Source organism: Pseudomonas sp. LBUM1672, assembly GCF_059695655.1.
Genome location: NZ_CP166781.1, coordinates 2,958,222 through 2,983,185 on the forward strand (window position 1 = coordinate 2,958,222; position 24,964 = coordinate 2,983,185).

The 24,964-nt window shown below is 61.2% G+C and carries 20 protein-coding genes; 3 read left to right on the forward strand and 17 right to left on the reverse strand.

What is annotated here, in order from left to right:
- On the forward strand, window positions 1-2,232 hold the full coding sequence (glgB, locus tag ACA053_RS13545; RefSeq protein ID WP_109630741.1) for a 1,4-alpha-glucan branching protein GlgB: 2,232 nt from the start codon (window positions 1-3) through the stop codon (window positions 2,230-2,232).
- A 134-nt stretch (window positions 2,233-2,366) separates the two neighbouring features.
- On the opposite strand, the gene ACA053_RS13550 is transcribed toward glgB, so the two are convergent.
- A complete protein-coding gene (locus ACA053_RS13550; protein ID WP_497395908.1) occupies window positions 2,367-3,440 on the reverse strand; it encodes an autotransporter domain-containing protein in 1,074 nt (357 codons plus the stop codon).
- A 525-nt stretch (window positions 3,441-3,965) separates the two neighbouring features.
- Between ACA053_RS13550 and ACA053_RS13555 the strand changes: the two genes are divergently transcribed.
- Both ACA053_RS13555 and ACA053_RS13560 read left to right on the forward strand, forming a co-directional pair.
- Entirely contained in the window at window positions 3,966-4,736 is a 771-nt protein-coding gene (locus tag ACA053_RS13555; protein ID WP_497395910.1) for a DUF2092 domain-containing protein, read from the forward strand.
- A 1-nt stretch (window position 4,737) separates the two neighbouring features.
- A complete protein-coding gene (locus ACA053_RS13560) occupies window positions 4,738-5,301 on the forward strand; it encodes a hypothetical protein (RefSeq protein WP_109630749.1) in 564 nt (187 codons plus the stop codon).
- A gap of 12 nt (window positions 5,302-5,313) precedes the next feature.
- On the opposite strand, the gene ACA053_RS13565 is transcribed toward ACA053_RS13560, so the two are convergent.
- From ACA053_RS13565 to ACA053_RS13640, 16 genes are all read right to left on the reverse strand, one after another.
- The gene (locus ACA053_RS13565; RefSeq protein ID WP_497317819.1) at window positions 5,314-6,114 is read right to left on the reverse strand and encodes an endonuclease/exonuclease/phosphatase family protein; all 801 of its coding nucleotides are present in this window, start codon (window positions 6,112-6,114) and stop codon (window positions 5,314-5,316) included.
- Between the two features lie 273 nt (window positions 6,115-6,387).
- Complete coding sequence (locus ACA053_RS13570) at window positions 6,388-7,146, reverse strand: PIG-L deacetylase family protein (protein WP_109630755.1); 759 nt, start codon at window positions 7,144-7,146, stop codon at window positions 6,388-6,390.
- Between the two features lie 124 nt (window positions 7,147-7,270).
- Entirely contained in the window at window positions 7,271-7,930 is a 660-nt protein-coding gene (locus tag ACA053_RS13575; RefSeq protein WP_109630757.1) for a glycosyltransferase family 2 protein, read from the reverse strand.
- Complete coding sequence (locus tag ACA053_RS13580) at window positions 7,927-8,526, reverse strand: SAM-dependent methyltransferase (RefSeq protein ID WP_497317822.1); 600 nt, start codon at window positions 8,524-8,526, stop codon at window positions 7,927-7,929. The genes ACA053_RS13575 and ACA053_RS13580 overlap by 4 nt, the downstream gene beginning before the upstream one ends.
- Window positions 8,523-9,281: a PIG-L deacetylase family protein gene (locus ACA053_RS13585; RefSeq protein WP_497395912.1), complete on the reverse strand. Its 759-nt coding sequence runs from the start codon at window positions 9,279-9,281 to the stop codon at window positions 8,523-8,525. The genes ACA053_RS13580 and ACA053_RS13585 overlap by 4 nt, the downstream gene beginning before the upstream one ends.
- The gene (locus tag ACA053_RS13590) at window positions 9,278-10,267 is read right to left on the reverse strand and encodes an acyl-CoA dehydrogenase family protein (RefSeq protein ID WP_497395914.1); all 990 of its coding nucleotides are present in this window, start codon (window positions 10,265-10,267) and stop codon (window positions 9,278-9,280) included. The genes ACA053_RS13585 and ACA053_RS13590 overlap by 4 nt, the downstream gene beginning before the upstream one ends.
- 1 nt (window position 10,268) lies before the next feature.
- Window positions 10,269-12,428, reverse strand: a complete 2,160-nt coding sequence (gene glgX / locus ACA053_RS13595) for a glycogen debranching protein GlgX (protein WP_497317828.1) — start codon at window positions 12,426-12,428, stop codon at window positions 10,269-10,271.
- Window positions 12,429-12,624: 196 nt separating this feature from the next.
- Window positions 12,625-12,942, reverse strand: a complete 318-nt coding sequence (locus tag ACA053_RS13600; RefSeq protein WP_497317830.1) for a DUF2934 domain-containing protein — start codon at window positions 12,940-12,942, stop codon at window positions 12,625-12,627.
- Window positions 12,943-12,963: 21 nt separating this feature from the next.
- Window positions 12,964-15,741, reverse strand: a complete 2,778-nt coding sequence (locus tag ACA053_RS13605; protein ID WP_497395916.1) for a malto-oligosyltrehalose synthase — start codon at window positions 15,739-15,741, stop codon at window positions 12,964-12,966.
- The gene (gene malQ, locus ACA053_RS13610) at window positions 15,738-17,816 is read right to left on the reverse strand and encodes a 4-alpha-glucanotransferase (protein ID WP_497317834.1); all 2,079 of its coding nucleotides are present in this window, start codon (window positions 17,814-17,816) and stop codon (window positions 15,738-15,740) included. The genes ACA053_RS13605 and malQ overlap by 4 nt, the downstream gene beginning before the upstream one ends.
- On the reverse strand, window positions 17,813-19,609 hold the full coding sequence (gene treZ, locus ACA053_RS13615) for a malto-oligosyltrehalose trehalohydrolase (protein WP_497317836.1): 1,797 nt from the start codon (window positions 19,607-19,609) through the stop codon (window positions 17,813-17,815). The genes malQ and treZ overlap by 4 nt, the downstream gene beginning before the upstream one ends.
- Window positions 19,610-19,626: 17 nt before the next feature.
- Entirely contained in the window at window positions 19,627-21,213 is a 1,587-nt protein-coding gene (glgA, locus tag ACA053_RS13620) for a glycogen synthase GlgA (protein ID WP_109630780.1), read from the reverse strand.
- Between the two features lie 560 nt (window positions 21,214-21,773).
- Entirely contained in the window at window positions 21,774-22,727 is a 954-nt protein-coding gene (locus ACA053_RS13625) for a D-2-hydroxyacid dehydrogenase family protein (protein ID WP_497395918.1), read from the reverse strand.
- Between the two features lie 13 nt (window positions 22,728-22,740).
- Entirely contained in the window at window positions 22,741-23,766 is a 1,026-nt protein-coding gene (locus tag ACA053_RS13630; protein WP_497317840.1) for an alpha/beta fold hydrolase, read from the reverse strand.
- Between the two features lie 84 nt (window positions 23,767-23,850).
- Window positions 23,851-24,285: a YqaA family protein gene (locus ACA053_RS13635; protein ID WP_497396159.1), complete on the reverse strand. Its 435-nt coding sequence runs from the start codon at window positions 24,283-24,285 to the stop codon at window positions 23,851-23,853.
- Window positions 24,285-24,731 (reverse strand): DUF411 domain-containing protein, encoded by a 447-nt coding sequence (locus ACA053_RS13640; RefSeq protein ID WP_109630789.1) that lies wholly within the window; start codon window positions 24,729-24,731, stop codon window positions 24,285-24,287. The genes ACA053_RS13635 and ACA053_RS13640 overlap by 1 nt, the downstream gene beginning before the upstream one ends.
- Window positions 24,732-24,964 lie beyond the last annotated feature (233 nt).

The window sequence follows — 24,964 nt, forward strand, 5'->3', positions numbered from 1 at the left end:
ATGAGTTTCTCGAACAAGGAACAGGGTCACGCTAAAGAGGCGCTGCTGCCCAGATCGCGGGATATCGACGCGCTGGTTCGCGCCGAACATCAGGACCCTTTTGCAATTCTCGGCCCCCACGGCGATGACGCCGGTGGGCAATTCATTCGGGCTTATCTGCCGGACGCACTGAGCGTTCAGGTACTGGCCAGGGACTCCGGGGAAGAACTCGGCAACCTCGAAGCCACCCAGACCCCGGGCCTGTTTGTCGGTCACTTCGACAGAGCGCAGCCGTATCTGCTGCGCACCCGTTGGGCCGGCGGCGAACAGGTTTCCGAAGACCCTTACAGCTTCGGCCCGCTGCTCGGCGAGATGGACTTGTACCTGTTCGCCGAAGGCAATCACCGTGACCTCAGCGCCTGCCTCGGCGCGCAATTGAAGAACGTCGACGGTGTCGACGGCGTGCGTTTCGCCGTGTGGGCGCCAAATGCCAAACGGGTGTCGGTGGTCGGTGACTTCAACAATTGGGACGGTCGTCGGCACCCGATGCGCCTGCGCCATCCCACCGGGGTCTGGGAAGTCTTCATTCCGCGCCTGCAGGCGGGGGAAACCTACAAATACGAAATCCTCGGCGCCCACGGCATTCTGCCGCTCAAGGCTGACCCGATGGCCCTGGCGACCTCGCTGCCGCCGGATACGGCGTCAAAAGTCGCTGCACCCTTGAACATCGATTGGCAGGACCAGGCGTGGATGCAATCCCGTGGCGAGCGGCATCTGCCGAGCGCGCCGCTGTCGATCTACGAATTGCACGCTGGCTCATGGCAGTGCGAGCTGGACGATCTGGGTGAAGTGGCACGCCAGTACACCTGGCACGAGCTGGGCGAGCGGCTGATTCCTTATGTGAAGGAACTGGGCTTCACTCACATCGAACTGATGCCGATCATGGAGCACCCGTTCGGCGGTTCCTGGGGTTATCAGCTGTTGTCGCAATTCGCCCCGAGTGCCCGCTATGGTTCGCCGGAAGATTTCGCGGCTTTCGTCAACGCCTGTCACCAGGCTGATATCGGCGTGATCCTCGACTGGGTGCCGGCGCATTTCCCGACCGATACCCACGGTCTGGCGCAGTTCGATGGCACCGCGCTGTACGAATACGGCAATCCGCAGGAAGGTTTTCATCAGGATTGGGACACGCTGATCTACAACCTGGGCCGCACCGAAGTGCATGGCTACATGCTCGCTTCGGCACTGCACTGGCTCAAGCATTTCCACGTCGATGGCCTGCGGGTCGATGCCGTGGCGTCGATGCTCTATCGCGATTACTCGCGCAAGGCCGGGGAGTGGGTGCCGAACCGTCACGGTGGGCGCGAGAACCTCGAAGCCATCGACTTCCTGCGTCACCTCAACGACGTGGTCAACCTGGAAGCGCCGGGTGCCTTGGTGATCGCCGAGGAATCCACCGCATGGCCGGGTGTCAGCCAAAGCACCCAACAGGGTGGACTGGGTTTTGACTACAAATGGAACATGGGCTGGATGCACGATTCGCTGCATTACATCCAGCAGGATCCGGTGTACCGCGGCCATCACCACAACGAACTGAGTTTTGGCCTGGTGTATGCCTGGTCCGAGCGCTTCATCCTGCCGATCTCCCACGATGAAGTGGTGCACGGCAAGCACTCATTGATCGACAAGATGCCCGGTGACCGCTGGCAGAAATTTGCCAATCTGCGGGCCTATCTGAGCTTCATGTGGGCGCATCCCGGTAAGAAGCTGCTGTTCATGGGTTGCGAATTCGGCCAGTGGCGCGAGTGGAACCACGATCAGCAGCTGGATTGGTACCTGCTCCAATACTCGGAACACAAGGGTGTGCAGAAACTCGTCGGCGACCTCAATCGGCTGTACCGCGAAGAGCCGGCAATGCATGACCAGGACGACGCGCCGCAGGGCTTCCAGTGGTTGATCGGCGACGATGCGATCAACAGCGTTTATGCGTTCTTGCGCTGGAGCAAGGAAGGGCGGCCGGTGCTGGTGGTGGCGAACTTCACGCCGGTGCCGCGCCAGGCCTATCGCATCGGCGTACCGTTCGCCGGGCGCTGGGGCGAGATGATCAACAGCGATGCGGCGATGTATGCCGGGTCCAACTATGGCAACAGCGGCGGAGCCTTTACCGAAGAAGAGCCGAGCCATGGTCAGGCGCTTTCGCTGGTGTTGAATCTGCCGCCGCTGGCGGTGTTGATCTTGCGGCCTGAGGGTTGATCTAGAACCGAGCCGCTCCATTCGCAGCAAGCCCGCCCCCACATTGGTTTTGTGTACGACACAGCTCCAATGTGGGAGCGGGCTTGCTCGCGAAGGCGTCCGACCTGACACCGAATCACTCAAGCCGAAAAACCTCACCACCGCATCCGCACCCCAAGACTTCCAATCAACCCGTTCAAATCGTTGTCATCCACATCACTGCTGTAATCGGCGCTGACGTAAAAACTCACCGCAGGCGTGACTCTGGCCACCAGCCCCAACCCCACTTCGACCGTCGATGAATTGCGACTGCTGCTGATCTTGTCGACCTGATCGAGGGTCACGGTATTGCCGGTGTACACGGTGTGCCACAAGTTGGTCCGCACATAGGGTTCGACGCCCAGTCCGTTGATGTCGTAACTCCCTTTCAACCGGGCACCGACCCGGCCGCTCCAGGACGTCAGGTCGCTGGACGACGCATTGCTTGAACCGGCATAAGGCGTATCCAGGGTGATGCGTTGATTGATCAACTGCGCTTGCGGTTCAACCACCCAGTTTTCGCTTACGCCAATCGGAAAACCGCCTTCTACCGACAACGTGACCGCGCTGCCTTCGGTCGCCATCCGCGCGCCCTGGTCGTTACGGCTGTAGCCGTTGACCCGCCCGCCACTGGCCGACAAATCCACGTGCCAGCCTTGTGGCCCGGTCAGGCTCCAGTAGGCGCCTAGGCTCTGGCCTTGCAGGTTGAGGGTGTCGTTTGCCGGGTCGGCGAGTGCACGACTGGTCAACAGGCCGTTGCTGTTGCCTTGTAACTGGGTCATCCCGCCGATCAGACCGACCCGCTGGGTATGGCCACTACCGCTCTGCAGGGTCAGGATCGCCGGGCCTTTGAATTCGGTGCTGCCGGGGATTGAATAACCCTGGGTCATGACATCGGTCTGTGCTTGGCGCGATGCCTGACCGTAAAGCTGATCCCAGGCCGAAGGCGCGGCATCTTCGATGGTCAGGCGTGAACTTCGTGTATCGGAGGCGGCGCTGAAGTGGCCGGGGTAGGGGGCGGTGACAGTGATCGTGGGCAAGGTCATTGCCGGAACATCCTGGCGATACCAGGGGGCGGTTTCTTCCTCTGCGGGCCCTGCTTGCACCTCCATGGAAGAACACAGCAGCAGTGAACTTGAGACAGTGCAAAAAGTGACTTTGATCTCTTGTTGGGTGAATGAAGTTTTCATGGGGGTCTACCTTGCAATCGCATGCCGTATCTCGCTCTGGCGTCTCTCCTACCCCGAATGAGGGGCGACCGAATGGATTGAGGCAAGCCGCTGGCCGCCCGATTTCGCGGGTGTCTGGAGGTTTGCCCCTGGTGGATTTCCGGGGGTAGTAACGTGAAGCTAAGAAGACCCTTGACAAGGCGTCAAGAAAATGGCCGATAAGTGGTAGTGTTATTTTAGTGCTCGCAAGTGACTGATTTTTGCCGCGCATCTAAGTTCTTGTTTGTTCGAAAAATCGTCAAAAACCCCGCGTGCCAGAGCCTTTGGATAGTGGGCTATCGGTCTGCCGGGGTGAGGTAGAGTGCAAGGTTGTACCGCTGATCCGGTGTCTCGATTCTGTCAGTAATGCAGCGCTGAGATGAACGCAAGGTGACCGGCGTCTTCACGCCGGTTTGTCTGTCTGGCGAACAGGGTGGGCCGCGACTAGGCTGAATATTCAGCCATGAAATTCGGCGGCACCCCGGTGCAAGGACAGGAGCGGAACCCATGAAAACCCAACCCAGTGTTTTCTGCCTGATGGTCACCCTGGCCCTTGCTCCGGGGGCTCGCGCCGAAGAAGCACCCCCGGCGGACACTGCCCCGACGATCAACCCTCAGGTGGTCGACAAGTTGATTGATATGGGCGATTACCTGCGCAGCCTGTCGAAGTTTCAGGTAGACGCCGAAGTGTCCCGGGATACCGTTCTGGAGACCGGTCAGAAGATCAAGTCCGAGGCGGCCACGACCCTGAAAGTGCTTGGGTATGATCGAATGTACGCCAGGACAGAAGGCGATATTCGAACGCGGGAATTTTTCTACAACGGCAAGAAACTGACCCAGTACTCACCGTACCTCAAGTACTACACCACGGTGGATGCTCCGCCCAAGGTGGCCGAAGCCCTGCACATGATCGAAGACCATTACGGTATTCAGATTCCCATGGAAGACCTGTTTCTGTTTGGCAGCGATCAGGCACAGATCGATGCCCTGAAAGAAGCCCTGTACGTTGGGCCCTCGACGATCAAGGGTCAGCTCTGTGATCACTTGGCCTTTCGGCAGGAGGGCGTCGACTGGCAATTGTGGATCACCCGTTCCGAGAAACCGCTGCCGTGCAAACTGGTGATCACCACCACCGACGAGAAGAGCTTTCCGGAATACAGCGCGGTGTATCGCTGGAACCTCAAGCCTGGCCTTCAGGAGTCGATGTTCACCTTCAAACCGGCCAAGGGCGACGTGGCGATTCCGTTGAAGAAAGCCGTTGAGCAGGGAGGGGAATGACATGAACCGGACAATGTCGTGGAGCCTGTTGTTATCGCTCGCCGCTGCCACCATGCTGACCGTCGGCCTGATCGCCGAAGCGGATGCCCGACCGCGAGGCCAGGGGCAGGCAAGGGCCTCGGTCAATCGAGCGCCGGCACCCAATGCCCAGCGGGCGCAGCGGATGAATACCTCGCAACGGGCGACCAATGTGAATGCGGCCAATCGGGTGAACTCAGGCAACCGGGTCAATGCCGGGAACAACGTCGGCAACCGCACCAACATCAACAACAGCACCCGTAACGTCAACATCAACAACAATCGCGATGTCGACATTGATGTCGACGGGCGTGGCCGCTATGGCTACGACAATCACTACCACCCGATCGCCGCGGCGGCGGCCGTGACCGCGACGGTCGCGGTGACAGCGGCCGTGGTCGGCTCGATCTTTACGCCTGCGCAAATGCCCACGAGTTGCGTGGAGGTCATGCAGTACAACACGTTGTACATGCAGTGTGGTTCGACCTGGTATCAACCGCAGTATCAGGGCAGCAATGTGACCTACGTCGTGGTCAACGCGCCTTGACGCGCTGACCACTTAGAGGTGCACTTCGACTGCCAACGGCAAGTGATCCGACAGGTGCGTCCAGGGTTTGTTGCCGAGGATTCGCGGGTTGTGGCTGCTGGCGTTGCGCAGGTAGATCCGGTCCAGGCGCAGCAGCGGAAAGCGCGCCGGGTAGGTTTTTGCGGGTCGGCCATTGTGGCGCTCGAACGCTTCGTGCAGGTAATCGCGACGGGCGAGGGCGGCGTTGCCTTGTAGCTGCCAGTCGTTGAAGTCGCCGGCGATGATCACCGGCGCATCGTCGGGCAGGGATTCGAGCAGCAGGCAGAGCAGCTGAAGCTGCAACTGGCGATGACTTTCCAGCAGGCTCAGATGCACGCAGATTGCGTGGACTTCAGCGTGCCCCGGTACATCGAGGATGCAGTGCAACAACCCGCGCCGTTCGGGGCCGGTGATCGAGACGTCAAGGTTGCGGTGTTCGCGAATCGGGTATTTCGACAGCAGCGCGTTGCCGTGATGGCCGTTGGGATATACGGCGTTGCGACCGTAGGCGAAATCGCTCCACATGCTGTCGGCCAGGAACTCGTATTGCGAGGTCTGCGGCCAATCGTTGTAACGTGAAGAGTGCCGATCGTGCTCACCGACCACTTCCTGCAGGAACACCAGATCGGCCGACGTACTGCGCACCGCTTCGCGCAGCTCCGGAAGGATGAAACGCCGGTTGAGGGCGGTAAACCCCTTGTGCGTGTTGACCGTCAGCACCCTCAAGCGATGAATCGCCGGGGGCGAGTCCAAGGGCACTGATTCGACGGCTCGCTGCTCGGCATCGCTGGTCACGTTCACTCCTCTGAATCTGGGCTGCTTAGTCATGCGACTGATTCAGCGGCGGGCAGTTCAGAGTGATTCGTCGCCAGCAGCCTTCACACAAAAATGTAGCAGCTGTCGAGCTTGCGCTGTGGCGAGGGGATTTATCCCCGTTGGGCTGCGAAGCGGCCCCCAGCATTCCGGCATTCACACCGCACTTGCAGGATTCACGACTGTTCCACAGCCGAACGGGGATAAATCCCCTCGCCACGGTGGCTCGACAGCTGCTACAGAGAGCGTGTTCGGTCAGACGAAGACGACTTCATAGGGCAGGCGCATCCGTTCCAGGATCACCCTGGGCAGTAGCGGTGCGATGCCGATGGCCGGTTCGCCGTCGAGCTGGCTGGCGTAGGCGTGGGTGGCGTGGCTTTTGCGCGCGACGGTCCAGGTGTCGAGGCGGATTTTGCGGGCACGATGCCAGGGAAACAATCCTTGATCCCGGGTGGGCCAATGCCAGGCCCAGACCGGCAGTTCGTTGATCGTCGCACCGACCATGCTCGCTGCATTGGCGCTGGCGCGGCCGACGGCGTCATGGTCAGAGGTGCCGTCTTCGCGCCAAGTGCTGAACACCACGTCACCGGGGCGCAAATAACGGGCGATGAATTGCGTCAGTTGGGTTTCACGCTCGGCCAGGGCGTTGTCGGTGAAGCCGCCGCGAATCCACTTCAGGCTGTGCATCGGCAATCCTAGCCGGCGCAAGGCTTCGACGCTTTCCTGGCCGCGAAACACACTCAGGCGCTTCTCTGACCATTGCTGCGAACCCGGATGGCTGGCGCTGCCATCGGTGATCGATATCAATTGCAAGGGATGACCGAGGGAGGAAAGAAGTTGAAGCAGGCCGCCACACATGACCACTTCATCGCCGGGATGCGGCGCGATCACCACCGCGCGGGCGCCAGCAGGGACCAAGGTCTCGGTGTTGATAACGGGGATGTTGTCCAGTTGCTGGGCGTTGTTCCAGATCTGTCCCGGCAAGCTGCTGTCGATGATGGAAACGGGTTTCATCGGGCTACGTCCTTGTTCTGTTTGATAGCAATAGGCAGCGCTCCATACCCTGGATTGCCGCGAGCAGAGTATTGCTCAAGTCAGGCTGTTCGTCGCGTGGTGGTGTTGTCTGAGCCGGTTTTTTTTAACCAACCTGTGCCAGATCCCGCAAATAGTCGCCAAAACCGCCGCGGGCCCGGCTGTCCAGTCGGGCACTGGTGAGCACTTGCGGACGATGGCTCCACGCGATGTTCGCGCCACAGCGTTCGAGTTGCCGCACCAGTTGCACATCTTCATCGCAGGCCAGCGGTTCGAAACCACCGGCGCGCCGGTAGGCGTCGGCACTGATGCCCAGGTTCGCGCCGTGAATGTGCCGATGGCCGTCGCGGGCCTGATAATGCTGGTGATAGCGAATCTGTGCCGACTCATCGATCGACTCGTGCCATTCGTCCACCGTGACCGTGCCGCACACGGCATCGACGTCGAGGGCCAACTGCGCCACCAGCCAATCCTGCGCCACACGGCTGTCAGCGTCGGAACAGGAAATCCAGCGCGCCCCGCGATCCAGCAGAAACCGCGCCCCGGCGGCGCGGGCCTGACCGACGTTACGCGCCTCGATCACCAGGCTGTGCACCGGGTAAGCACTGACGATCTCCAGGGAGCGGTCGGTGCAACTGTCAAGCACCACCAGCACCTCGACGGTTTCACCGCCCAGCAGCTCATGTTTTGCGGCGAGCAGGGCCGCTTCAAGGCAGTCTTCGAGCAAGTCTTCTTCGTTGTGCGCGGGGATCAGAATGCCAATCATCGCAAACCCTCCAGAGCCGCCACGGAGCGGGGTTCACGACTCCAGAGTTCCAGCAGGAAATCCGCTTCCTGATGCAGGACCAGGCGCGGCAGATGCAAATGTTCGTGCAGCAAGTCATGCACTTGCCGGGCATTCAGCGGGCAACCGTCGATGGGCGGGCGCCAGTGGCAGGCCAGCAGTTGGCCGTCGGCGGTCAGCGACTCTGCGGCCTGTTCGATCAGGCGTTTCAGGTCGTCGGCGTCGAGGTAATAGCCGATCTCGCTAAGCACGATCAGATCGAATTTTTCGTCCGGCCAATCCGCGGGCAAGCGAAGGTGACGGACTTCGGCGTGGTCGAACGGGCCGAGTCGGGTGCGGGCCAGCGTCACGGCTGCGGGGGCGGTGTCGCAACACAAAAGACGATCACAACGACTGGCTAGCTCAAAGCTCAGTTCGCCGTTGGCACAGCCGGGCTCGAAGATCGCTCGGTAGTGTGGGCGGGGCAGTGCGGCGAGGGTGATTGCGCGTTTGCGTTGTTCATACCAGCGCTGACGAAAGGACCAAGGATCGTCGTTGCCGGCAAACAAACCGTCGAAGTAGCGATCCTCCACGCTCATAAAAACACCACCTCGAACGGTTGCAACAGTCGTTCCAGCACATAAGGCGCCAGCACTGGCGGCAGGCCGATTTTCGGGTCACCTTCCAACTGGCTGGCAAAGGCGTGGATCGCATGGCGTTTGCGCGCGACCAAATGCGGCGCCAGCAGGATCTTCCGCGCCCGGTGCCATGGCACGAAACTGTCTTCGGGCGTTGCCCAGTGCCAAGTCCACACGGGCAATTCGTGCACGGTCGCACCCGCACGTTTCGCCGCTTCGGCGCTGGCCCGGCCGACGGCTTCGTGATCACAATGACCGTCTTCGCGCCACGTGGTGAACACCACGTCGTTGGGGCGCAAATGACGTTCGATGAATTCGCTCAATTCGTGTTCTCGAGCGGCGACCTGGCTGTCCTTGAAACCGCCGCGCAGCCATTTCAGGCTGTGCAGTGGCAGCCCAAGACGGCGCAAGGCTTCGACCGACTCCTGAGGCCGCACCGCGCTCAGGCGCTCCACCGGCCAACGCTCGGACCCCGGATGACTGGCGCTGCCGTCAGTGACCGAGATCAATTGCAAGGGCCGGCCAGCGGCAGCGAGTAATTGCAGGAATCCGCCGCAGCCCAACACTTCGTCATCCGGGTGCGGGGCGATGATCACCGCGCGGGCGCCTTCCGGCACCAGGCTCAGGATATCGATGACCGGCAACTGCGCCAGGTGGCTGGAGGTCTGCCACCGATGAAGTGGCGTGCCTTGGCCGACGATAGGGTTGGTTTTCATAACGTCCATGTTCCGCTGATGACGGTCTGTCCGAGGGCGGCGAGGTCCCGTTCGGCGTGGCTTTGACGCAGGAATACCGGCAGGTCGGCGATCAATCGGGCGAACTGCCGATCCTTGCAATAGGGGCCCGCTCCGAGGGCGTGGCCGACGTGCAACAGGACTTGTTCAGCAGCGTGTTCCATCACTGCCCGGGCGCGCCGGGCCAGCACTTCGGCGTCGTCCAGCGGCGCGGCGTCGATCATCAGTGAGCTGACCCGCAACACTTCGGCAGCCGCATGCAACGCACTGTCGACGGCGCCCAGATGGGCGAGGGCGTGGGGTTCATCATGTTGAGCGCAGTGCGTGCGCAGGCGTTCGGCGATGCTCTGTGCCGCGCCGTACCAGCAGGCGGCAATGCCGATGCCGCCTTGCCAGAAACCGGGGCGATTCAGGTAGTCTCCCCGGTAGCCGATGGCTTGTGCTTCGGCGCCTTCGAACAGCACCTCGACGCTGCCGGTGGCGCCCATGCCGACCGCTTGCCAGCCCTGATCGGTGATGGTCACGCCGGGTTGATCCAGCGCCACCGCGACCAGTTGCTGGCAGTCCTGATGATCCCAGGCCGTGAGCAACGCATGACTCAACACCGCCGCGCCCGAGCACCAGGCCTTGCGCCCGTTCAGCACGACCATATGGCCCTGCGGACGGACGCGCACCCGCGCCTGTGGTGGTTCGGCCGCCCACATGCCCCACGTGCTGCCGGGGGTTGGCGAGCCACCGAGTTGCTGGATGATCGCCAGCGCGTCGGTATGCCCTTCGTACAATTTGCACAACCCGAGGTCATGAGCACCGACCTCGGCCAGGCGCTGGAACCGCTCCAGCGTCTGGCCACTGCCCGGCAGCGGAAGCTGATCAAGACCGGCCTCCACCAGCGCCCGCAGGCACCGGCCTAGCGCCTGAGTATCGGCGTAGTCCGCTGGCTGGCGATCGAGAAACGCTTGGAGGTCCATTTCACTCATCTTCCTCATGCTGCAATTCGAACAGCAGCAGCGAACGACCGGTGACGGAATATTCGACACCGAACTCGAAGCGTTCCTGCCCGCGAATCGACGGTTGATTGGTGTCGATCATGCACGTCCAGTGACCGCCGTCCGGCACTTCTGGCAAGGTGAAATTGACGATGTCGTGGTGCGCGTTGACCACCAGCAACAAGGTCGCGTCACCGCCCTTGCGGCGGATACCGGTTTCCTGGGCACGGCCATCCATCAGCATGCCGAGGCAGCGGCCGTGGGCTTCTTCCCATTGTTCGATGGACATTTCACTGCCATCCGGGGCGAGCCAGGTCACGTCCTTGACGCCGATGTCTTCGTTGTAATTGCCCACAAGGAAGCGTCCGCGACGCAGGATCGGATAAGCCAGGCGCAACTTGATCAGGCGTTTGACGAACTTGAGCAGGGCCTTGCCGTCTTCGCTCAGGTCCCAATTGACCCAGCCGATCTCGCTGTCCTGGCAGTAGGCGTTGTTATTGCCATTTTGTGTCCGGGCGAATTCGTCGCCGGCCACCAGCATCGGCGTGCCTTGGGACAGCAGCAGCGTGGCGAAGAAATTGCGCATTTGTCGCAGACGCAGTTCGTTGATTTCCGGGTCGTCGGTCGGGCCTTCGACGCCATGGTTCCAGGACAGGTTGTTGTTGCTGCCGTCCTGATTGTTCTCGTCGTTGGCTTCGTTGTGCTTGTCGTTGTACGACACCAGGTCATTGAGGGTGAAACCGTCATGCGCCGTGATGAAGTTCAACGAGGCGTAGGGGCGCCGGCCGCGCTGGTTGAACATTTCGCCGGACGCGGTCATGCGGCTGGCGAAGTCCGCGAGTTGGCCGTCATCGCCTTTCCAGAACGCGCGCACGGTGTCGCGGAACTTGTCGTTCCACTCGACCCAGCCCGGCGGGAAACCACCGACCTGATAACCACCAGGGCCGCAATCCCACGGCTCGGCGATCATTTTTACCTGACGCAGCACCGGGTCCTGACGACAGGCGACGAGGAAGCTGTGACGTTCGTCGAAGCCTTCGTGATAGCGGCCGAGAATGGTTGCCAGGTCAAAGCGGAAACCGTCCACGTGCATTTCCGTGGCCCAGTAACGCAGGGAATCGGTGACCATTTGCAGCACGCACGGGTGACTCAGGTCGAGGGTGTTGCCGGTGCCGGAATCGTTGATGTAGTAGCGCTTGTCATCGGGCATCAAGCGGTAATACGAGGCGTTGTCGATGCCGCGCATGGACAGGGTCGGGCCTTGTTCGTTGCCCTCGGCGGTGTGGTTGTAGACCACGTCGAGGATCACTTCCAGATTAGCCTCGTGCAGGTGCGCGACCATCTCCTTGAACTCGGCGATCTTGCCGCTGGCCAGGTAACGCGGGTCCGGGGCGAAGAAGGCAATGCTGTTGTAGCCCCAGTAATTGGTCATGCCTTTGTGCAGCAGATGCTGGTCGTTGACGAAGGCGTGGATCGGCAGCAACTCAACTGACGACACCCCGAGCTTGCGAATGTGTTCCAGCACGTCATCGACCATCAACCCGGCGCAGGTGCCACGCACGTTCTCGGGGACGGAAGGGTGACGCATGCTGATGCCGCGCAGGTGGGTTTCATAAATGATCGTCTTGTCCCACGGAATGCTGACCCGTTGATCATTGCCCCAGGTGTGAGCCGGGTCGATGACTTTGCACTTGGGCACGAACGGCGCACTGTCGCGCTCATCGAAACTCAGGTCAGCGTCCGGGTGGCCGATGGTGTAGCCGAACAGCGCTTCGGACCATTTCAGCTGGCCGACCAATTGCTTGGCGTAGGGGTCGATCAGCAATTTGTTGTGGTTGAAGCGATGGCCGTTGGCCGGGTCGTACGCACCATAGACACGGTAGCCGTAGATCAGCCCCGGATGGGCGTCGGGCAAATAACCGTGGTAGATCTCATCGGTGTATTCGGGCAGTTCGATGCGCTCCAGTTCCACCTCGCCGGCATCATCGAAAATGCACAGTTCGACCTTGGTGGCATTGGCGGAAAACAAGGCAAAGTTGACCCCCAGACCATCCCAGGTCGCACCCAGCGGGAAGGGCAAGCCTTCACGGATTCGCGAGGCCTCGGCGTGAGGTTCTGGCGCGGCATTCTTTGGATTGGTCATACATGCTCCTGCAAAAAGGGGGGATTCTTTGTAGGAGCGAGGCTTGCCCGCGAAGGCGGTGTTTCAGTCACATTTGAATCGACTGACATGCCGCCTTCGCGGGCAAGCCTCGCTCCTACAGGTTTTTCGTGGGCGAGCGAGCCCACAGTGGCCAGCGGGCTGGCCACGAGGTCAATCAGAACAGGTTTGGGAAGCGTCAGACCGCAGGCGGTTTTCGCGCTGCTTTAGGCTTCTTCTCTGCAGCTTTTTCGCCAGGCGGAATCACCTTCGACGCCGCGGCAGGCTTGGCCTTGGCTTTCGGTTCCGGGACCTTGCCATTGGCGGCTTTGGCCGCAGCAGGCTTGGCAGCCGGTTTGCTGCCGGTGGCTTTCGGCGATTTTTTGGGGGCCAGGGCTTCGGCTTCAGCCAGTTTGCGAGCCATCTCCCAGTGCCGGGCTTCCTGGCCTTCGGGCTTGCCTTCCGATTCCCAGATTTGATAGGCAAATTCGCGAACGCGTTTATCGTCGGTACTCATCGCAATACTCCTGAACTGAACTCAAGCTTGGGTAAACGTTTGAATAAAGAGATTGACCGGGAAATCCCCCAGCGCGGCGCTGATGTTCAGCTCCCTGTGGTGTGTGACTGCCGAGCTCGAAAAAAGTCCCTTCAGATTTTCCTCGGGGGCGGTGAACGGTAATTTCACCCGCGTATCGCCCCAGCGCAGCGCATCCACCAAGGGGGCGGCACTGTTTCCCAGCAGTGGGGCGCAACGGATCGGTACGATCACGAGGGCCCGTTTTCCTTCATGTTCGCGACAAAACGCCAGCACTCGGTGAGCCTGACTGCCGAGGACTTCGAGGGCGTGATACGTCCCTCGCCGAAACAGCTCGGCATGCTCGGCACGCAGGTTCAACACCTGCTTGATCAGGGTCTGCTTGATGCGCCCGTCACGCCAGTTGGCCAGCAGGTCGGGCAGGTTCAACGGCTCCTGCATCGCCTGTTGGCGGTTGACGTAATCCACTGGCCGGCGGTTGTCCGGATCGACCAGCGAGAAGTCCCAGTATTCGTTGCCCTGGTACAGGTCCGGGATCCCCGGTACGGTCATGCGCAGCAAGGTTTGCGCCAAACCGTTGATTGCGCCGGGCGCGGTAATCGTTTGAACCGCTTTGCCGAGGGCCGCGCGTAACAGCTCACCCTCGGGGCTCAGCAGCAGACGCTCGATAAAGAGCTGCATGGCTTTTTCATAAGGCTCGTTCGCCGCGCTCCAACTGCTTTGCAGCTTGGCTTCACGCAAGGCTTTCTGCTGCCATTGCCATAGGCGTTTAGCGTAGTCCTCCAGCGCGGGCTGATCGTCACTGCGCAGGTCCAGCGGCCAACTGCCGAGGATCGCCTGATAGAGGATCAACTCATCGCCCGCCGAGGGCATCTGATCGTCGTCACGCAAGGGCCGGGCGAGTGTTCGCCAGAGCGGAACCTGCTCGGCGTACCAGGCACTGCGTTCACTCAACACCGCCAACCGCGCGCGAGTGTCTTCGCCGCGTTTGTGGTCGTGGGTGGCGGTGGCCAGCAGGTTGTCCGGAAACTGTTCCAGGCGGTTGATGCAGACGGCATGGAAGTCAGACACCGGCGCACTGAACTGCTCGGTGCTGAAGCCCACGTCATTGCGCGACAGCAGCACCGCCGAGCGATAAAACGCAGTGTCTTCCACCGCTTTGGCGGCCGCCGGGGACGTCAGTTGCTGGAATCGCACGCAAGCGTGCTTGAGGATCTTGCGCGGGCGTCCCACCGGGCGTTTGCGCCACGGCTCACCGCCCAGCCAACCGGCCAGACAATCCAGTACAGGCCAGTCGGCCTCGCTGAGGGTTTGCCGTGCACCGTCCATGGCTTGCTGGAAAAACACGTCGTCTTCGGCAGAACGGCCACGCGGGCTGATGTAAGTGCGGTACACCGGGAAGTGCACGATCAGTTCTTGCAACGCCCGACGGATCGCGCCAAGGGTCAGGTCGCGGGTCATTACATCGTCACGGGCCACTTGCAGCAGCGCCTGGGCGACACTTTCGAAGTCACCGGCCAATGAACCGTTGAGAATCTGCTGGCGCGCCAGTTGCGCTTCCTGGCGGAAGTCGGCGGGCCGCTCGCTGTAGCGATTCCACAGCTCACCCAAGGTTTTTCCACCGTCGGGATCGTGCTGCAGCAACGACAACTGATTCATGAATTCATAACCGGTGGTGCCGTCCACCGACCAGTCGCGGTGCAGGGTTTCGCCTTCACCGAGGATCTTCTCGACGTAGATCGGCAAGTGCCGGTCGGGCGACAGCGTATCGACCCGACGCCGCAGTTTGCGGCAATAACCGCGTGGGTCGGCGAGGCCGTCGATGTGGTCGATGCGCAGCCCGTCGACCAGGCCTTCAGCCACCAATTCGAAGATCTTCGCGTGGGTCGCTTCGAACACGGCCGGGCGTTCGACACGCAAACCGCCCAGCTCGTTGATATCGAAAAACCGCCGCCAGTTGATGTCATCCGCCGCCGTGCGCCAACTGGCCAGGCGATAACTCTGGCGTTCGAGCAGGTGATGCAGGCGTTGGAAACCCTCGGGTGTCAGGGAATCGTAGGCGCTGAGATTCTGCTGGATGCATTGCAGGAGTGCAGGGTCGCTGGCCAGTTCACGTAACTCTGCCTTCAGCGGTTGCGCCAGGCTGTGAGCATCGGTCTGGTAGCTCAATGCACTGAAGCGGTCGGCGAGAAACCTGAGCGGTTCGTCGTCGGTTCGCAGCAGCTCACCATAGCTCGACGGGCAGATCGGGAAATGATGCTCGTAGTGCTCGACATAAAACGCGCCGCGCTCTGCATCGAAACGCAAGGGCAGGGTGCCGTCCTGCAGGGCGACACCGTAATCGCTGCCGAGGAATGGCAGCAGCAACTGGCCCTCCATCAACGGATCAGGCGAGTGCCATTGAATGTCGAAGAACTCGCCGTAAGGGCTCAGGCGTCCCCATTCCAGCAAGTCCAGCCACCACGGGTTATCACTGCCACCGACGGCCATGTGGTTGGAGACGATGTCGAGGATCAGCCCCATCTTGTGCTCGCGCAGGGCCGCGACCAAACGGCGCAAGGCGGCTTCACCACCCAGCTCGGGGTTGACCGTGGTCGGGTCCACCACGTCGTAGCCATGCATGGAGCCGGAGCGGGCGGCGAGCAGTGGCGAGGCATAAACGTGGCTGATGCCCAGGCTGGCAAAGTACGGCACCCGCGGCACCGCTTGATCCAGGGTGAAGCCTTTATGAAATTGCAGGCGCAGGGTCGCGCGCAGCGGTTGGATTAACGGATGAGTCATTGGTCACGCTCGCCAGCCTGAAGTCGCGCACAGGCGAGCAATTCCAGGCGCCGTGCGGCGTCCGGGTCATCGAGCAGCGCTTCGCTGCCGCCGGGCAGGCGCCGCGACCAGTTGGGGTGCGTGTCGATGGTGCCCGGCAGGTTGGCCTGCTGTTCAATGCCCAGGGCATCTTCCAGCGGCAGCAACACCAGCGGTGCCTTGGTATGACCGAGGAAACGAACTGCGGCATCCAGCACCTGGTCGGTTTCATGGGACTCTTCGCGAAAGTTTTGCGGGTCCTCGCTCAGCACACGGCGCAGGCCTTCGCGCTCGCGTTCACGGTGCTGGCGCCATTCGATTTCACCCGTGGCATCGACCAGGCCCAGTCGGGCATTCCAGTCGATATCGCGGCCATGCCACCAGCCATTGAGCGTCGGCAAGTCATGGGTGCTGGTGGTCGCGAGGGCGTTGTCCGGCCAGTCGAGAATCGATTTGAAGTGCGCGTTGTCCTGTTCGAACAACAACACCCGCATGCCGAGGATCGAACGGGCGATGAGTTTTTCCCGCAGGCCATCCGCCACGGTCCCGAGGTCTTCGCCCAGGACGATCGCCTGATGACGATGGGATTCAAGGCTGAGCAAGCGCAGCAGGTCGTCCACCGGGTAATACAGATAGGCGCCGTCAGCGGGCGGCGAATCATTGGGGATCACCCACAGCCGTTGCAGGCCCATCACGTGGTCAATGCGCAATCCGCCGGCGTGGGCGAAGTTGGCCCGCAGCATTTCGATGAACGCGCGAAAGCCGTTGCGCACCAGGCCTTCTGGGGAGAAAGCAGAAATGCCCCAGCCCTGGCCGGTACGGTTAAGAATGTCCGGCGGCGCGCCCACCGTCAGTGAGGCGAGTAATTCGTCCTGGCGACTCCAGGCCTGACTGCCACCGCCGTCGGCGCCCACGGCCAGGTCCGCGATCAGGCCGATGCTCATCCCCGCGCTGCGGGCGGCGGTTTGCGCGCGCTCCAGGCAGCGGGTGATCAACCACTGGCTGAACGCGAAGAAGCCAATGCGCCCGGCGTTCTCTTCGGCAAATTCGGCAAGGGCGGCACTGCGCGGGTCGCGCCATTGTTCCGGCCACTCGCGCCAGTCGAGGGTTTCACCCTTGGCAGCGCGGGTTTCTTGAATGGCCTCGAAACGGCAATGATTTTCCAGGGCTTCGCCGGCAGCATGGCGGAAGCTGCTGAAGTCGGCATGCAACGGGTGTTCGCCCTGGACGAAGCCTTCGTACAAGGCTTGCAGCAAACGATGCTTGGCTTCGGCGGCCACGGGCCAGTTAATCAGCGGCTGTTCTTCCAGCTGTTGCAGTTCAGCGGCCAGGCCGGTGGCGTCAATCGCGGCCCGCCATGCACGCTCGCCGAGGATTGCACCCGGCGCGGCATAGAGGCTGTTGAGAAACAAACGGCTGGACGGTGAATACGGGCTGTAGCGCTGGGTGTCGCTGCCGAACATTGCATGCAGCGGACTGATCGCCAAGGCCTCGGCGCCGCGTTCGCCGGCCACTCGGGCGAGGTCTTCCAGCGCCTGGGTATCGCCGAATCCGCAATCGCCAGGTCGACGCAGCGAATACAGCTGCACGCTCAGGCCCCAGGTACGCGGAATCGGACTGTCCACGGCATCGCCGACGCTGTAGCAACGGGTCGGTGCCACGGCCAGGGTAAAAGATTGCCCGTCGATGCTGACGTGTTGATACCCGACCGGAACCAGACCCGGCAGCATCGCCTCGGTATCCAGTTTCAGGTTGAGCCGTGAGCCATCTTCAAGGTGGATCTCACACGGCGTTTCGGGTTCAAAGAAATGCGCCAGATCGAGGCTGACGCCGAAATCGGCTGTGATCAGCGGCGGCAGATGCCGGGTCTGTTGCACCTCCTGCAATTGCAGGAGGCTGGCGTCGATTTCCTGTGCGGTGCTGGCCGGGTGGCCGAGTCCGATCAGGACGTTACGCAATACCGATGGAGCGACTTTCTGCGGGCGGCCGTTGGCGTCGATCCAGTCGACTGCCAAACCGGCACGGCTGGCCAGTATTTCCAGTTGCGCATCACTCATTGGCGCTCTCCATCCGGGGGTAGCAAGGGGGCTGCGGCCATGAGGCTGACTAGCGCGCAATACGGGGCAAGGGTGCCCTGTTCCAACAGGCCGGCGGACTGAGGTGGAGTTTCGAACAACAACCTGGCGTCGGCCTGTGGGGAGTGGACCACTGGCGTGTCGCTGAGGTTCAGGTCAATGCGCAGCTGTCGGCCATTACCCAGTAGCCAGCGCGCCGTCACCGCACCTTCGGCCAGCACCTCGGCCCCCAGGGCCTGAGCCCCCGGCAGATGCGGGATGATGTGGTCATGACGAATCCGCAACAGCTGGTGATACAGGTCCTGCATGGCCGATTGCCGGGTGGCGGTCAGTTTCGGCCGCGACGCTTCAAAGGTCTGTTGCGCGTTCGGATCGGGGATCTGTTCGCGTTTATGAGGATCAGTAAAGGCGCTGAAGGCTGCAAATTCATTACGTCGTCCTTCACGAACCAGTTCCGCCAGTTCACCGTGGTGGCTGGTAAAGAACAGGAACGGTTCCTCGGCCGCGAATTCATCGCCCATGAACATCAGCGGAATCATCGGTGACAGCAACAACAGCGCGGTAGCGGCTTTCAAGGCGTCGAGGTCGGTCAGTTGATGCAGCCGCTCGCCGAAGGCACGATTGCCGATCTGGTCATGGTTCTGCAAGAACAGCACAAACGCGCTGGGCGGCAAGTGACCACTGGGCTCGCCCCGGGTTGTACCGTGTCGGGTCACGTGGCCCTGAAACACGAAGCCCTGACTCAGGCAGCGCGCCAATTGTTCGGTGGGTTTGTCGGCATAGTCGGCGTAATAGGCGTCGGTTTCACCGGTCAGCAACACGTGCAACGCGTTGTGCCCGTCATCGTTCCACTGCGCGTCGAAGCCTTCTTCCAACAGGCTGGCCTGGTTGTGTTCGTTCTCGACCGTCAGCCACACATGCCGCGCCGGATCGGTCTGTTGCCGGACCCGTTGCGCCAGTTCCTGGAGAAAGTCCGGGCTCTCGATGGCGTGCACCGCATCCAGGCGCAAGCCATCGAAGCGGTATTCCAGCAACCACATCAGCGCGTTGTCGATGAAGAAGTCCCGCACCTCGCGCCGCCGGAAGTCGATGGCTGCGCCCCAAGGCGTGTGCTTGTCTTCGCGAAAGAAGCCCTTGGCGTAGTGATGCAAGTAATTGCCGTCCGGGCCGAAGTGGTTGTAGACCACGTCGAGAATCACCGCCAGACCATGGCCGTGGGCGGTGTCGATCAGGTGTTTGAGTTGTTCGGGAGTGCCGTAGGAGGCTTGGGGCGCGTAGGGCAGAACCCCGTCGTAGCCCCAGTTGCGGTCGCCGGGGAACTGCGCCAGCGGCATCAGTTCGATCGCGGTGATGCCCAAGTCGACCAGCCGCGCCAAATGCTGCTCGACCTCACTGAAGCCGCCAAGTGCACCGACGTGCAATTCATAGATCACGGCCTCATTCCAGGGCCGACCGGTCCAGGCGCTGTTTTGCCATTGATAGGCGAGGGGATCGACCACCACGCTGTGGTCGCCGATATCGCCGGCCTGCGCCCGGGAGGCCGGGTCCGGCACCTCCAGTTCGCCATCAATGTTGTAACGGTAACGCGTACCCGCCGGGCAGCGGGTCTTGATCACGAACCAGCCATCAGCCTGAGGCAGTAGCGGCAAGGATTGTCCATCTTCCAGTTCGACACTGACGTAAAACGCATCTGGCGCCCACAAGGCAAAACGCGTGTGTTCTGCGTCCAGCATGATTGCGCCGTGGGGCCAGGTCTCAAGGGTCCGTAACGGCATCGGTGAAAACCTCTTTTTTACTGCCTGCCCGATTTACCCAGGGCTTTGGCGACAAGTTGTTCGTAGAGTTCGGCGTAGGGTTCTACCGCCTTGCACCAGTTGAAAGGTGCGGCCATGGCGCGGCACCGCATGGCGTTGAGCAGGCCGGGGAAGGCAAACACCTTGAACGCGCGGCTCAGGGCTTCCTGGTAGCTTTCGACGGTGGATTCGTCGAACAGGAAACCGGTCACGCCGTTTTCAATGGTGTCGGCCAAGCCGCCGGTGTTGCGCGCCACCGGCAGCGAACCGAAGCGCTGGGCATACATCTGGCTCAGGCCGCAAGGCTCGTAACGCGACGGCATCAGCAGGAAATCGCTGCCGGCGAACATGCGACGGGCGTCGGTTTCATTGAAGCCAATGCGCACGCCGATTTGCCCGGGGAAGCGCAGGGCCAGTTCACGCATGGCTTGTTCTTCTTCCGGCTCGCCTCGACCGATGATTGCGATCTGGCCACCGTTTTCGACGATGTATTCGGAGACCGCTTCGGTCAGGTCCAGGCCTTTTTGATAGACCAGGCGTGAGACCACCGCAAACAGCGGGCCTTCGGAGTCTTCCAGGCCGAACAGCTCACGGACATGGGCGGCGTTGACCGCTTTGCCATCCCAGTCGCCGATGCTGAACGGGCAGAACAAATGCGGATCGGTGGCGGCGTCCCAGCTTTCATCAATACCGTTGGGAATACCGCTGAGCAGACCTTGCTGGGTCTTGGCGGCGAGAAAGCCGTCGAGACCGCAGCCGAAGGCCGGCGTGGTGATTTCCTGGGCGTAGGTGGCGCTGACGGTGGTGATGTGGCTCGAATAGGCCATGCCAGCCTTGAGGAACGACATCTTGCCGTAGAACTCCATGCCTTCCTGTTGCAAGGCATGGTTGGGAATGCCGAGTTCCGGGCACGAACCCAGGCTGGTGACACCTTGATAGGCCAGGTTGTGAATGGTGAACAGCGTCGGGGTGCGCTGTCCACGCCAGTGCATGTAGGCAGGCGCCAGGCCGGCCGGCCAGTCATGGGCATGCACCAGATCCGGGCACCAGTGGATTTGTGCAAGATTGGCGGCAATATCGGCGGCGGCAAGGCCCAGGCGGGCGAAACGAATGTGGTTGTCCGGCCAGTCGCGGCCGTTGTTGGCGCCGTAAGGCGAACCTTCGCGCTCGTAGAGCTCGGGGCAGATCAACACGTAAATGACCAGACCGTCCGGCATGTCCATGCGTCCGATCTTGCAGGGCGGCAGTGCGGCATGCCCACCGAGTTCACCGATGATGTGAATCGGGTTTTCGCTGTTCAGCACTTGCGGATAACCGGGGATCAGCACCCGCACATCGTGCAGCAGCGCCATCGCACGGGGCAGGGCTGCGGACACGTCACCCAAACCGCCGGTCTTGACCAGATCGGCAATTTCGGAGGTGACGAACAACACCTTCTTTCTATTCGGGTTCTGACTGGCAGCCGGTGTCAGCGTCTTGGTGCCCGGTACGCTGATCGATTGGGCGCTCGGAGCATTCACGGCGCTCGATTCGCCGACCTGCTGATGAGCACGCTCTCCCTGAATATCTAAAGCCGCACTAATCATATGAATCTCCCGTGTTGTTGATCTAATTCCAGGTCCGGCACAAACGGTGTTCGTGGCCAAATCCTGTGGCCGGGCGCAAATGCGCTTCGCATCGGTGAGCAATGCTGCCCCATGCGCTAATGCAGAAAGGGTGGAGGGGCCTTTGCAAGGAATGCACCAGTCGCTGTGGCCCTACCTTTAACCTGACCCCCGGTCAGGACCAAAAGTTTCGAGTTTCTTACCGCCAGATGACTGACCGGTTTTACCTCGCGAAAATGAGTCTAGGCCAGATCCTAGAGCGGGGCAGGTCAAGTGGCGAAATTGTTCGACAATCGGTGGAAAGAGGGTAAAGGCACAGCGCCTGTAGGGGGAAACGCACCGACGAAGGGCAGGTTTATTTTTCAGAGTGGGTCAAAACGGGACTGGCCAGTCAGGGAAATGGGCGTGGTTTGGAGCCAAATGCACCATTGCGGTGCGAGGTGTGTGGGGGCTGAGGGCCCCATCGCGAGCAGGCTCACTCCTACAGGGATTGCGTAAATCCTGTGGGAGCGGGCTTGCCCGCGATGAACGATAACTCGGTTTCAGCTGAGCAAACGAATCGGCTCGCCCGCCGACCACGCCTGAATATCCTCGATCATCTGTGAAAAGAACTGATGGTAGTTCTGCTGGCTGACATACCCGACATGCGGCGTCGCCAACACATTGTCCAGCGTTCTGAACGGATGGTTCACCGGCAAAGGCTCCACGTCGAACACATCTAGCGCAGCCCCCGCCAGCCGATTCTTCTGCAACGCCTTGATCAGCGCCGTCTCATCGACAATCGGCCCGCGGGCGGTGTTGACCAGCAGCGCCGAAGGTTTCATCCAGGCCAGCGCCTGGGCGTCGACCAGTCCCCGGCTGCGGTCGCTGAGCATCAAGTGAACCGACAGCACGTCGGCCTGTTCGAACAGCTCTTGCTTGCTGACATAGGTCACGCCCGCTTCGGTGGCGCGTTCGGCCGTGAGGTTTTCGCTCCACGCGATCACCCGCATCCCGAACACCTGACCGAACTGCGCGACACGTTTGCCAATGCTGCCAAGGCCGAGGATCGCCAGCGTCTTGCCGTGCAAATCGCCGCCCAGGCCTTGCTGCCATTTCCCGGCGCGCAGGGCATTGGCTTCGACCACGAGGTTGCGGGTTGCGGCCATGATCAGCGCCCAGGTCAGTTCCGGAGCGGCGTGTTTGTAGCTGTCGGTGCCACTGACCTGGATGCCCAGTGCTGCGGCGGCCTTGAGGTCCAGCGCGGCATTGCGCATGCCGCCGGTGACCAGCAGTTTGAGTTTTGGTAACTGACGCAGCAGGTCTTCATCGAACCGGGTGCGTTCGCGCATCACACAGATCACCTCGAACTTGCCCAGACGCTCAGCCAGTGTTGCGTTATCGGCAGGGTAGTCGTGGATAAAACTCACCTCGCCGAGGCTCTCCAGCACCGACCAGTCGACCACATCACGGGCCACGTCCTGCCAATCATCGATCACCGCAATCTGCACAGCCATCAGCCTTACCTCATTAACGCACGGGATTGGTTTTGTTCAGCCAGTCGAGCAATGCCTGGTGGAATTTCGCCGGTTCTTCCATTTGCGGCGCGTGGCCCATGCCGGGGAATTCAACCAGGGTGGACTGGGGAATCAGTTTTGCCACGTGCTTGCCGAGCACATCGTAATGACCGAGCTTCGCCTTGACCTCCGGGGAGGCAATGTCACTGCCGATGGCCGTGGTGTCGGACGTGCCGATCAGCAACAGCGTCGGCATTTTCAGGTCCTTGAATTCGTAATACACCGGCTGGGTGAAGATCATGTCGTAGATCAACGCCGAGTTCCACGCCACTTGCGTGTGGCCCGGGCCTTTGTTCAAGCCGGCCAGCATGTCGACCCAGCGATCGAATTCAGGCTTCCAGCGGCCGCCGTAATAGGTGTTGCGTTCGTAAGTGCGGATGCCGTCGGCGCTCAGCTTGAGTTCGCGCTCATACCATTGATCGACGGTGCGATACGGTACGCCGAGGGCTTTCCAGTCTTCCAGGCCAATGGGATTGACCAGCGCCAGTTGCTCGACCTGATCGGGGTATTGCAGCGCATACCGGGTGGCGAGCATGCCGCCGGTGGAATGCCCGAGCAAGCTGGCCTTCTGGATGCCGAGGGCTTTGAGCAGTTGCTGGGTATTGGTCGCCAGTTGCTGGAATGTGTATTGATAGTTGTCCGGTTTGCTGGAGGTGCAGAAACCGATTTGATCCGGCGCAATGACCCGGTAACCGGCTTCGCTCAGGGCCTTGATCGAACTGTCCCAGGTAGCGCCGCAGAAATTCTTGCCATGCATCAACACCACGCTGCGCCCGTTGGCCTTGCCATGGGCGGCGACGTCCATGTAACCCATCTGCAGGGATTTGCCCTGGGACTCGAACGCGAAATGCTTGACCGTGTAGGGGTACTCGAACCCTTGTAGTTCCGGTCCGTATTCCGGGCCTTCAGCGTGGGCCAGAACAGGCAGTGCAGCCGTCAGGAACAGGCCGGGCAACCAGCGCGAAAGAGCAAGGGACATGGGTGGACTCCGTAGGAAACGGCCGATGCTGGATCGGCATGATTAGGGCGACATTAAACACAGGCAATTGCCGCCGCTGATCGTTCAACCGATCCAGCCCAGCGTGGCCAGGGCCAGCACCCCGTAACGAGCACCTTTGGCGAGGGTCACGATCAGCAGGAACCGACCCAGCGGCTCGCGCATGACGCCGGCCACCAGCGTCAGCGGGTCACCGATGAGAGGCACCCAGCTCAGCAGCAATGACCAGTGACCATAGCGTTGATAGTGTTTTCGGGCCTGTTCCAGATGGCGCGGGCTGACAGGAAACCAGCGTCGGTCGCGAAACCGTTCGAGGCGACAGCCGAGCCACCAATTGACCACGGAGCCGAGGACATTACCCAGCGTCGCGACGGCCAGCAGCGACCACAGCCAGTACTGCTCGCTGAGCAACAGGCCCACGAGCAGCGCTTCGGATTGCAAAGGCAGCAAGGTCGCGGCACCGAATGCCGCAAAAAACAGCCCGATGTAGGCGCCGCCGATCAATGGGCCGGGTAGTCCGCCACCACCACATCAGTGCCGTCCTTTTTCAGGCCGATCACTTGGTAGGCATCGCTCATGCCGTCCATTTCCATGCCCGGCGAGCCCATGGGCATGCCCGGTGCCGCAACACCCAGCAGGTCATCGCGTTTGCTCAAGGCCAGGACTTGATCCGCCGGCACATGACCTTCAACGAATTTGCCGTTGATCAGGCCGGTGTGGCAGGACGCCAGGCGTGGAGGCACGCCGTGCTGTTGCTTGAATTCGCTCATGTTGGATTCCACGTGGTCTTCAACCTTGAAGCCATTGGCTTCCAGGTGGCTGATCCATTTTTTGCAGCAGCCGCAGTTGGCGTCACGGTGGACTTCGATCGGGACGAGGTCGGCGGCCTGGGCCAGGGAGGAGATGAAAAGGGCGCTCAGGGCGACCAGACGCAGGTGGGTTCGCATGGGGATTTCGTCTCGGGGTGGCGGGCAAAATAAGATGCATTTTGACCATTTTTTGCCGCGAAGAGATACGAGGTTGTTTCGAAGTAATACAGCAAACGCTGAGCCATTGTGTTGAAGGGGGCTGTTGTGGTGAGGGGATTTATCCCCGTTGGGCAGCGAAGCGGCCCCAAAAAATCTACGACTGCTGCGCAGCCGAACGGGGATAAATCCCCTCGCCACAAAAGCTCCGCACC

What these genes read in the sequence shown, in the direction of transcription:
- glgX (WP_497317828.1), bottom strand. Translation starts at nt 12,428, where the DNA reads ATGACCAATCCAAAGAATGCCGCGCCAGAACCTCACGCCGAGGCCTCG.
- ACA053_RS13555 (WP_497395910.1), top strand. Translation starts at nt 3,966, where the DNA reads ATGAAAACCCAACCCAGTGTTTTCTGCCTGATGGTCACCCTGGCCCTT.
- glgA (WP_109630780.1), bottom strand. Translation starts at nt 21,213, where the DNA reads ATGATTAGTGCGGCTTTAGATATTCAGGGAGAGCGTGCTCATCAGCAG.
- ACA053_RS13605 (WP_497395916.1), bottom strand. Translation starts at nt 15,741, where the DNA reads ATGACTCATCCGTTAATCCAACCGCTGCGCGCGACCCTGCGCCTGCAA.
- ACA053_RS13585 (WP_497395912.1), bottom strand. Translation starts at nt 9,281, where the DNA reads ATGAAAACCAACCCTATCGTCGGCCAAGGCACGCCACTTCATCGGTGG.
- ACA053_RS13590 (WP_497395914.1), bottom strand. Translation starts at nt 10,267, where the DNA reads ATGGACCTCCAAGCGTTTCTCGATCGCCAGCCAGCGGACTACGCCGAT.
- glgB (WP_109630741.1), top strand. Translation starts at nt 1, where the DNA reads ATGAGTTTCTCGAACAAGGAACAGGGTCACGCTAAAGAGGCGCTGCTG.
- ACA053_RS13560 (WP_109630749.1), top strand. Translation starts at nt 4,738, where the DNA reads ATGAACCGGACAATGTCGTGGAGCCTGTTGTTATCGCTCGCCGCTGCC.
- malQ (WP_497317834.1), bottom strand. Translation starts at nt 17,816, where the DNA reads ATGAGTGATGCGCAACTGGAAATACTGGCCAGCCGTGCCGGTTTGGCA.
- treZ (WP_497317836.1), bottom strand. Translation starts at nt 19,609, where the DNA reads ATGCCGTTACGGACCCTTGAGACCTGGCCCCACGGCGCAATCATGCTG.
- ACA053_RS13580 (WP_497317822.1), bottom strand. Translation starts at nt 8,526, where the DNA reads ATGAGCGTGGAGGATCGCTACTTCGACGGTTTGTTTGCCGGCAACGAC.
- ACA053_RS13640 (WP_109630789.1), bottom strand. Translation starts at nt 24,731, where the DNA reads ATGCGAACCCACCTGCGTCTGGTCGCCCTGAGCGCCCTTTTCATCTCC.
- ACA053_RS13630 (WP_497317840.1), bottom strand. Translation starts at nt 23,766, where the DNA reads ATGTCCCTTGCTCTTTCGCGCTGGTTGCCCGGCCTGTTCCTGACGGCT.
- ACA053_RS13570 (WP_109630755.1), bottom strand. Translation starts at nt 7,146, where the DNA reads ATGAAACCCGTTTCCATCATCGACAGCAGCTTGCCGGGACAGATCTGG.
- ACA053_RS13550 (WP_497395908.1), bottom strand. Translation starts at nt 3,440, where the DNA reads ATGAAAACTTCATTCACCCAACAAGAGATCAAAGTCACTTTTTGCACT.
- ACA053_RS13625 (WP_497395918.1), bottom strand. Translation starts at nt 22,727, where the DNA reads ATGGCTGTGCAGATTGCGGTGATCGATGATTGGCAGGACGTGGCCCGT.
- ACA053_RS13575 (WP_109630757.1), bottom strand. Translation starts at nt 7,930, where the DNA reads ATGATTGGCATTCTGATCCCCGCGCACAACGAAGAAGACTTGCTCGAA.
- ACA053_RS13600 (WP_497317830.1), bottom strand. Translation starts at nt 12,942, where the DNA reads ATGAGTACCGACGATAAACGCGTTCGCGAATTTGCCTATCAAATCTGG.